This window comes from Bradyrhizobium sp. (assembly GCF_030693485.1).
Lineage (GTDB): Bacteria > Pseudomonadota > Alphaproteobacteria > Rhizobiales > Xanthobacteraceae > Bradyrhizobium.
Genome location: NZ_JAUYAN010000254.1, coordinates 1 through 7,282, shown reverse-complemented (window position 1 = coordinate 7,282; position 7,282 = coordinate 1). Strand labels below are relative to the sequence as shown.

The following is a 7,282-nucleotide window of genomic DNA, read 5'->3' as shown; positions in this document are numbered from 1 at the left end:
GCCTTCGCCGCGGGCTTCATCGTCCGTCCGTTCGGCGCCATCGTGTTCGGCCGCGTCGGCGACATCGTCGGCCGCAAATACACCTTCCTCGTCACCATTCTGATCATGGGCCTGTCGACCTTCATCGTCGGCCTGCTGCCGAACGCGGCGACCATCGGCATCGCGGCGCCGATCATCCTGATCGGTCTGCGGTTGCTGCAGGGCCTCGCGCTCGGCGGTGAGTATGGCGGAGCCGCCACTTACGTGGCCGAGCATGCGCCGATGGGCAAACGCGGCTACTACACGTCGTTCATTCAAACCACGGCCACGCTCGGCCTGTTCCTTTCGCTGCTGGTGATTCTGTTCGTCACCGCCTACGTCAACAACAACTTCGCCGGCTCCGCTTGCGCCGGCACCGTGTGTACCGCGATCGCCGCACCCTATCCGGCGCTGACCGATCCTGCCCTCGCCGGCAAGGTCTTCACCACCGCGTTCCAGAACTGGGGCTGGCGAATTCCGTTCCTGGTTTCGGTCGTGCTGCTCGGCATCTCGGTCTGGATCCGGCTCCGGCTCAACGAATCCCCGGTGTTCCAGAAGATGAAGGACGAGGGCAAGAGCTCGAAAGCTCCGCTGACCGAAGCCTTCGCCGACTGGAGCAACGCCAAGATCGTCATCCTGGCGCTGGTCGGCGGCGTGATGGGTCAGGGCGTGGTCTGGTACACCGGCCAGTTCTACGCGCTGTTCTTCATGCAATCGATCCTCAAGGTCGATGCCTTCACGGCGAACCTGCTGATTGCATGGTCGCTGCTGCTCGGTACCGGCTTCTTCGTCGTGTTCGGCGCCCTGTCCGACAAGATCGGCCGCAAGCCGATCATCCTGGCAGGCTGCCTGATCGCGGCGCTGACCTTCTTCCCGATCTTCAAATCGATCACGTCCAACGCCAACCCGTCGCTGGAAAAGGCGATCGAAACCGTGAAGGTCGAGGTCGTTGCCGACAAGGCACTGTGCGGCGATCTGTTCAACCCGGTCGGCACCCGCGTCTTCACCGCACCTTGCGACACCGCGCGATCCTACCTGGCCCAGCAGTCGGTCAAGTACACCACCAGCTACGGTGCCGCAGGCTCCGGCGTGAAGGTCGTCGTCAACGGCAAGGACGTGCCCTACACGGCGGCGGCGTCGAACCCGCAGGTGCTGGCGGCCGTGCAGGCCGCGGGCTATCCGAAGGTCGGCGACGCCCAGATCGTGAAGATGCAGCATCCGTTCGATATCTTCCGGGCACAGCCCGCGGCGGTAATCGGGCTGCTGTTCATCCTCGTGATCTTCGTCACCATGGTGTACGGCCCGATCGCGGCGATGCTGGTCGAACTGTTCCCGACCAGGATCCGCTATACCTCGATGTCGTTGCCCTATCACATCGGCAACGGCTGGTTCGGCGGACTGTTGCCCGCGACCTCGTTCGCGATCGTGGCCTCGACCGGCGATATCTATGCCGGTCTCTGGTACCCGATCATCTTCGCTTCGATCACCGCGGTCGTCGGCTTCTTCTTCCTGCCGGAAACCAAGGACGTCGATATCACCAAGTAACCTGAACTGGTCCGGCGGCCATCGCCGCCGGATCATCCTCACAAGCCGGCCGCGGATCGCTCCGCGGCCGGTTTTGTTTTGGCTCTGATGAGCGACAGCGCTAACTCGCGCTTCCAAAAAACTGCAGCACGACCTCGCGGCGGTGCGGCGCGCGGCGATGTTCGACCAGGTAGATCGCCTGCCAGGTCCCCAGCGCGAGTTCGCCTTCGAGCACCGGCACCTGCAGCGAGGTCGCGGTCAGCATGGTCTTGATATGCGCCGGCATGTCGTCGGGGCCTTCGGTGTCATGGCTCCATCCGGCCCCCTCGGGCGCGAGCCGGCCGAGCGCCGTCATCAGGTCGTTCAGCACCGAAGGATCGGCGTTCTCCTGGATCGTCAACGACGCCGAGGTGTGACGGATGAACAGCGTCAGCGCGCCCTCCTGCGCGCCGGCATCGCGGACGAACCTTGCGATCTCGGCGGTGAGATCGGTGAAACCGGCGCCGTGCGTCTGCACCGTCAGCAGCGAGGACACGATGGTGGCGGCGGTGACCGTCGACGGCGCGGAGCGGGAGATGGATTTGGGTGGGGACATTAAACCTTAGATCCTGCCGGAAACGTCCTTCTGCACCCGGTTGGCCATCTCGATTAGCCGTTTCCACGCCCGCTCCAGAAACGACATCATGCGGTCCATGTCGCGGTCGCTCGGCAGCGGAATCTCGATCTTGCGCTCGCCCTCGGCCACCTTCGGGTCCGTTTTCCTTAGCGAATCCGCTTTGGGCAAGGTTTCGTCGATCTTGCCGGTGACGGTGGGCTCGCGCGCGGCCAGTTCGGTCTTCAACCTTTCATTGTCGGCCTGCAGCCGGCCGATTTCCGCATCCAGCGCCGCGCGTTCGTCGGGCACCGCGTAGCAGGCCCAGCCTGCGCCGCTATTGTTGCAGGTCGACACCGCGCCGGTCCTGGTATCCAGCCGGATTACATTGTTGCCGACCGTCGACATCGAATAGCGGCCCTTCTCGCTGTCCGGCATCGCTTGCGCGCCGGCGGCGCCGATTCCGGCAAGCGAACTGGCGAGGAAACCGGCAAGGCCGAAAATCACCGCGCCGGCTGCGATTGCTGTGGAGAACTTCGAGGGCGATGTCGCTGTACTCATGGGATCGGCTCCGCTGGGCTCCCTCCGCCTCAAGACCGATAGACCGTCACGGTCCTCTGTCCTGATCTCAGATCCTACACCTCCGACCTATACGGCGCGCGGCCGGATTTCAACGCGTCGGCGAGCAATTCGATCCGGTCCTGCCCCCAGAATACCTCACCGTCGAGCACATAGACCGGCGATCCGAACACGTCAGCCGCCAGCGCATCCTGACGGTTTTGCTCGTAGATCACGCCGATCTCGTCGGATCCCGAACGCTCCACCAGTTGCCTGCCCGGAAGCCCCGAATCGTCGGCCAGTTTGATCAGGGTGGCCGGATCGCTCAGGTTGAACTGGTCTTCCCATATCGCCGCGAAAGCGCGGCGCAGAAAGGGATCGGGGTCGTGGCCGGCCTCCAGTGCGGCAATCACCACGCCATCGGCGAGCCGCGCGTTGAACGGCCAGTTCGCCGGCTGCAGGTTGAAATTCAGGCCGCGCTTGTCGCGCCAGCGCTGCAATTCGACCATCCGGTAGCGCTGCCGCACCGGATGGCGCTTCATCAGCGGCAGGCCGCCGGTCTCGGAGAACAGGTCAACCAGCACCACCGGCTTGTGATTCACCTTTAGATCCCAGGTATTTACGACTTCCCGGAACAATTTGTGCCCGATATAGGCCCACGGGGACTGGAATGAAAAATAGTAATCGACCTGACGCGGCATGCGGTCTCCAGGTGGGAATGGCTGTCAGCGGCCATCCCAACAGACCCGCCGATGCCGTGCAAGTTGGGCCAGAGTCGGCTGATACAGGGGTGAGCTATTGCAGTGCGGCGACAGCTCGGCCGCCGATCCCGCGCCGATTGAATAAACCGATATATATCAATGCACTAACTGGTTACGACGCAATCTTGACTTGGTTAGGCACGCTCAGTATGGTCCGCGCGGCTTTTGAGGGTGACGGGGCGTAATTTCCATCCACCGCAGGTTCGTTTGGGCTCCACAGCATGGCTGAAGGCACGAACGGCGAGCGAAATGGAAGTCGCGATAAATCGCCCGACGAAGCCGCGCTTTCCGCAAGGCTCGGGAGTCTGGATCAGCGGTTGTCCGAAGTCAGGGACAGCCGAAAGATCGGGACTGACCCGTCCGGAAGTGAGCAGGCTCAGGCTAGGGCATCCGCCATGGCCATGGGGCTTCGCCTCTCCTCCGAACTGGTTGCCGGTGTTCTTGTCGGAGCGGGTCTCGGCTGGGGTTTCGATCGCCTGCTGTCGACTTCGCCCTGGGGCCTCATCGTATTCTTGCTGCTCGGCTTTACCGCCGGCGTAGTCAATGTGATGCGGACCGCGGGCGTGATGGCGAAGCAGTCTGATCGGCTCTGACGCGGGCATTTAGAGGCGCAACTGAACGTTCGACGCGATCCCTGGAGATCGCGAAACCGATAGACTGAGAGACGCATGGCCGCCGATCCAATTCACCAGTTCGAGATCACCAAGCTCTTCACCATCGGTCACATCGGCGGACACGAAATCGCGTTCACCAATTCGTCGGCCTACATGTTCATGACGGTGGCGGTGATCTCGCTGCTGATGCTCGGAACCGGCCGGCAGTTGATCCCGGGCCGAATGCAGTCGGTGGCCGAACTGAGCTACGAATTCGTGGCGAGCACCATCAGAAGCACCGCCGGCTCGGAAGGCATGAAGTTCTTCCCGCTGATCTTCTCGCTGTTCATGTTCATCATGATCTCGAACTTCATCGGGATCATTCCCTACACCTTCACGGTTTCGAGCCACCTGATCGTCACCGTGGCGCTGGCGCTGGTGGTGTTCTTCACCGTGCTGTTCTACGGCATCTACAAGAACGGCCTGAAATTCTTCAAGATATTCGTGCCGTCGGGTGTTCCGATCGCGATTCTGCCGCTGGTGATGTTCATCGAAGTGCTGTCGTTCTTCCTGCGGCCGGTTTCGCATTCGGTGCGGCTTTTCGCCAACATGCTGGCGGGCCACATCGCGCTGAAAGTGTTCGCGAGCTTCATCGGCATGCTTGGCGCCCTCGGCTTCCTCGGCTGGGCCGGCGCCGTGTTGCCGCTCGGACTGACCATGGCGCTGACCGCGCTCGAGCTTCTGGTCGCGTTCCTGCAGGCCTATGTCTTCGCCATCCTCACCTGCATCTATCTCAACGATGCACTTCATCCGGGCCACTGATTTGGCCTTTCTGGCAAACCTGCCGCTCTAGCAAACCTCGAGAAGGAGTTAGTTACATGGATCCGATTGCCGCAAAGTACATTGGCGCTGGTATTGCCTGCATTGGCATGGGTGGCGCAGGCGCCGGCGTGGGCATCATCTTCGGCAACTATCTCGCCGCAGCGGTGCGCAATCCCTCGGCAGCCCAGGGCCAGTTCGGCAACCTGATTTTCGGCTTCGCCGTGACCGAAGCGCTCGGCATCTTCTCGCTGCTGATCGCGCTGTTGCTGCTGTTCGCTCTCTGATCCCAAGATCTGGCCGGTGAGGTCCCGATCCGGGACCTCGATCGTCCAACGAGGAGAAGCCCGTGGCTACGACGGCCCATACCGCGGCGGATGGCGGCCAAAAGGCCCCGTTTCCGCCGTTCCAGAAGGACACCTTTGCTTCGCAACTGGTGTCGCTGCTGGTTGCGTTCGTTGCGCTCTACCTGATCGTCTCGCGTATCGCCTTGCCGCGCGTCGGCAAGACGATCGACGACCGTCAGGCTGCGATCGAGGGCGATCTGGCCGCGGCACAGAAGCTGAAGGATGAGTCCGACAGCGCCCTGAAAGCCTATGAGAGCGAACTGGCCTCGGCCCGCTCGCGCGCGCAGGCGATCGGCGCCGAGACCCGCGAAAAGCTGAACGCGGCATCGGAAGCCGAACGCAAGGCGCTGGAAGACAAGCTGTCGGTCAAGCTCGCCGAGGCTGAAAAAACCATCGCGTCGACGCGCGAGACCGCAATGAGCAACGTCCGCGGCATCGCCGCGGAAGCCGCCACCGCGATCGTGCAGCGGCTTACCGGCGTGGTGCCCGACGGCAAGGCCGTTGACGCGGCCGTCGACGCGTCGCTGAAGGGATAGTGACGATGCTCTACCAAGCGGAATTCTGGGTCGCCGTCGCCTTCGTGCTGCTGATGGCCGTGTTCGCTTATTTCGGGATCCATCAAACCGTGCTGAAGGCGCTCGATAACCGCGCCGCCCGCATCAAGGCCGAACTCGACGAAGCCCGCCGGCTCAGGGACGAAGCCGCCAAGCTGCTGGCCGAATACAAGGCCCGTCACGCCAAGGCGGAAGGCGAGGCGCAGGAAATCATTGCGTCCGCCAAGGCCGAAGCCGAGCGTATCGCGACCGAGGCCAAGGCCAAGCTGGAAGATTTCGTCGCCCGGCGCACCAAGACCGCCGAGGGCAAGATCGCGCTCGCCGAAGCCCAGGCCCTCGCCGACGTTCGCGCGGCGGCAGCCACCGCCGCGGTGACGGCGGCTTCCGCCATCCTGTCGCGGTCGGTGCAAGGCTCGGTCGCGGACGACCTGCTGGCCAAGGGCATCGCCGAGGTCAAGGCCAAGCTGAACTGACGCGTTTCAATTTCGCTGACATAGGCCGGCGCGAGATGATCGCGCCGGTTTTTTGTTGAGCTGGATTGGCGTCACCCCCACGGGGTCGGCGCTTTGGCGCCGCCCGATGACAGGCTCCGGCGGGTGTCCCAGTATTCCAGAGACGCCAGCGATAGAGCCGAGAAGCCGCGGCGTACTGGGTCGTCCGGTCAAGCCGGACGACGACAGATAATTACTTCTTCCTCGCCTTCGGTTCCGGCTTCAGCGCCTGCGGGTCGAAGCCGATGTAGAAGATGTAGGAATCGCCGACCGCTCCCGGCGGCGCCGGATAGACCAGGTCTTCGGCGACCAGCGCGAACGGGACGCTGCCGCCCTCGGACATCGTCACCGAGGTCCGGTACGCCTTGGTGGCGATGGTCTTCTCCTGGATGCCGGACTGCACCACCGCCACCCGCATCGGGATGTCGACATTGGACGGGGCGCCCGCGGGGCCGGCGATGACGCGGCCCTGAATGCCGATCCGCGCGGTGATCTCGCCGGCATTGTAGCTGCACTCGCGCGCCGTGCGGGTGATCGTCACCTGGAAGCGCAAATCGTTGCCGACCGGCTGTTTGCCGGGGGCCGCCACCTGATAGGTCGAGGCTCCCGCACGAATGGTGACAGGGGGACAGGACAGGTCGCTCGGGGCTTCCGCCGCGGCGGGCGGCGCTCCCGGCGGGGGAGCCTCTTCGGACTTGCCGCCGAACAGGCCCTTGAAGCGATCGGTGATGGACTGCGCCGACGCCGGCGCGACCAGCATGCCGCAGCCCATCGCCAATGAAATCGCGGCGAAAAGCGCGACCCGGCGAGATTGACCCGGCCGCACGGCCGTCCTGATCACAGGTTTATCCTCCATGCGACGTCCCTGGTAACTTGCGTGTTTCGAGCATCGTCCCCGGCCGGCGTTATAGCAGGGCAATGGCGGCTAACCAAAGGCGTCCTAAAGGCTCGTGAAAACTGGGGGGCTAGCCGCGAAAATCCTCGTGCAGCAGTCCGAACAGCAGGTGATCCTGCCAGACGCCGTT

At 63.4% G+C, this 7,282-nt stretch carries 10 protein-coding genes; 6 read left to right on the top strand and 4 right to left on the bottom strand.

Going from position 1 to position 7,282, the window contains the following annotated elements:
- Positions 1 to 1,563 (top strand): MFS transporter (locus tag Q8N40_RS18680; RefSeq protein WP_305712858.1); only part of this gene is annotated, 1,563 nt, incomplete at its 5' end.
- Positions 1,564 to 1,663: 100 nt separating this feature from the next.
- On the opposite strand, the gene Q8N40_RS18675 is transcribed toward Q8N40_RS18680, so the two are convergent.
- From Q8N40_RS18675 to Q8N40_RS18665, 3 genes are all read right to left on the bottom strand, one after another.
- The gene (locus tag Q8N40_RS18675; protein WP_305712857.1) at positions 1,664 to 2,137 is read right to left on the bottom strand and encodes a secondary thiamine-phosphate synthase enzyme YjbQ; all 474 of its coding nucleotides are present in this window, start codon (positions 2,135 to 2,137) and stop codon (positions 1,664 to 1,666) included.
- Between the two features lie 6 nt (positions 2,138 to 2,143).
- Positions 2,144 to 2,695, bottom strand: a complete 552-nt coding sequence (locus Q8N40_RS18670; RefSeq protein WP_305322728.1) for a hypothetical protein — start codon at positions 2,693 to 2,695, stop codon at positions 2,144 to 2,146.
- A gap of 74 nt (positions 2,696 to 2,769) precedes the next feature.
- The gene (locus Q8N40_RS18665) at positions 2,770 to 3,393 is read right to left on the bottom strand and encodes a 2-hydroxychromene-2-carboxylate isomerase (protein WP_305712856.1); all 624 of its coding nucleotides are present in this window, start codon (positions 3,391 to 3,393) and stop codon (positions 2,770 to 2,772) included.
- Positions 3,394 to 3,674: 281 nt separating this feature from the next.
- Here Q8N40_RS18665 and Q8N40_RS18660 point away from each other — a divergent pair, with 281 nt between their 5' ends.
- The 5 genes from Q8N40_RS18660 to Q8N40_RS18640 all read left to right on the top strand — a co-directional run bounded on the left by Q8N40_RS18660 (position 3,675) and on the right by Q8N40_RS18640 (position 6,239).
- Positions 3,675 to 4,046 carry an AtpZ/AtpI family protein gene (locus Q8N40_RS18660; protein ID WP_305320864.1) on the top strand — a complete coding sequence of 124 codons (372 nt, stop codon included), beginning with the start codon at positions 3,675 to 3,677 and terminating at the stop codon, positions 4,044 to 4,046.
- Positions 4,047 to 4,121: 75 nt separating this feature from the next.
- Positions 4,122 to 4,868, top strand: a complete 747-nt coding sequence (locus Q8N40_RS18655; protein WP_305320865.1) for a F0F1 ATP synthase subunit A — start codon at positions 4,122 to 4,124, stop codon at positions 4,866 to 4,868.
- A gap of 56 nt (positions 4,869 to 4,924) precedes the next feature.
- A complete protein-coding gene (locus Q8N40_RS18650) occupies positions 4,925 to 5,152 on the top strand; it encodes a F0F1 ATP synthase subunit C (protein WP_009796340.1) in 228 nt (75 codons plus the stop codon).
- A 62-nt stretch (positions 5,153 to 5,214) separates the two neighbouring features.
- Positions 5,215 to 5,748 (top strand): F0F1 ATP synthase subunit B', encoded by a 534-nt coding sequence (locus tag Q8N40_RS18645; protein ID WP_305320866.1) that lies wholly within the window; start codon positions 5,215 to 5,217, stop codon positions 5,746 to 5,748.
- 5 nt (positions 5,749 to 5,753) lie between these two features.
- The gene (locus tag Q8N40_RS18640) at positions 5,754 to 6,239 is read left to right on the top strand and encodes an ATP F0F1 synthase subunit B (protein WP_305320867.1); all 486 of its coding nucleotides are present in this window, start codon (positions 5,754 to 5,756) and stop codon (positions 6,237 to 6,239) included.
- A gap of 211 nt (positions 6,240 to 6,450) precedes the next feature.
- On the opposite strand, the gene Q8N40_RS18635 is transcribed toward Q8N40_RS18640, so the two are convergent.
- Complete coding sequence (locus tag Q8N40_RS18635) at positions 6,451 to 7,029, bottom strand: hypothetical protein (RefSeq protein WP_305320870.1); 579 nt, start codon at positions 7,027 to 7,029, stop codon at positions 6,451 to 6,453.
- Positions 7,030 to 7,282: the final 253 nt, after the last annotated feature.

Excerpts from the sequence above, each read along its gene's own strand:
- Q8N40_RS18670 (WP_305322728.1), bottom strand. The coding sequence starts at position 2,695 with ATGAGTACAGCGACATCGCCCTCGAAGTTCTCCACAGCAATCGCAGCC.
- Q8N40_RS18640 (WP_305320867.1), top strand. The coding sequence starts at position 5,754 with ATGCTCTACCAAGCGGAATTCTGGGTCGCCGTCGCCTTCGTGCTGCTG.
- Q8N40_RS18665 (WP_305712856.1), bottom strand. The coding sequence starts at position 3,393 with ATGCCGCGTCAGGTCGATTACTATTTTTCATTCCAGTCCCCGTGGGCC.
- Q8N40_RS18655 (WP_305320865.1), top strand. The coding sequence starts at position 4,122 with ATGGCCGCCGATCCAATTCACCAGTTCGAGATCACCAAGCTCTTCACC.
- Q8N40_RS18675 (WP_305712857.1), bottom strand. The coding sequence starts at position 2,137 with ATGTCCCCACCCAAATCCATCTCCCGCTCCGCGCCGTCGACGGTCACC.
- Q8N40_RS18660 (WP_305320864.1), top strand. The coding sequence starts at position 3,675 with ATGGCTGAAGGCACGAACGGCGAGCGAAATGGAAGTCGCGATAAATCG.
- Q8N40_RS18650 (WP_009796340.1), top strand. The coding sequence starts at position 4,925 with ATGGATCCGATTGCCGCAAAGTACATTGGCGCTGGTATTGCCTGCATT.
- Q8N40_RS18635 (WP_305320870.1), bottom strand. The coding sequence starts at position 7,029 with ATGGGCTGCGGCATGCTGGTCGCGCCGGCGTCGGCGCAGTCCATCACC.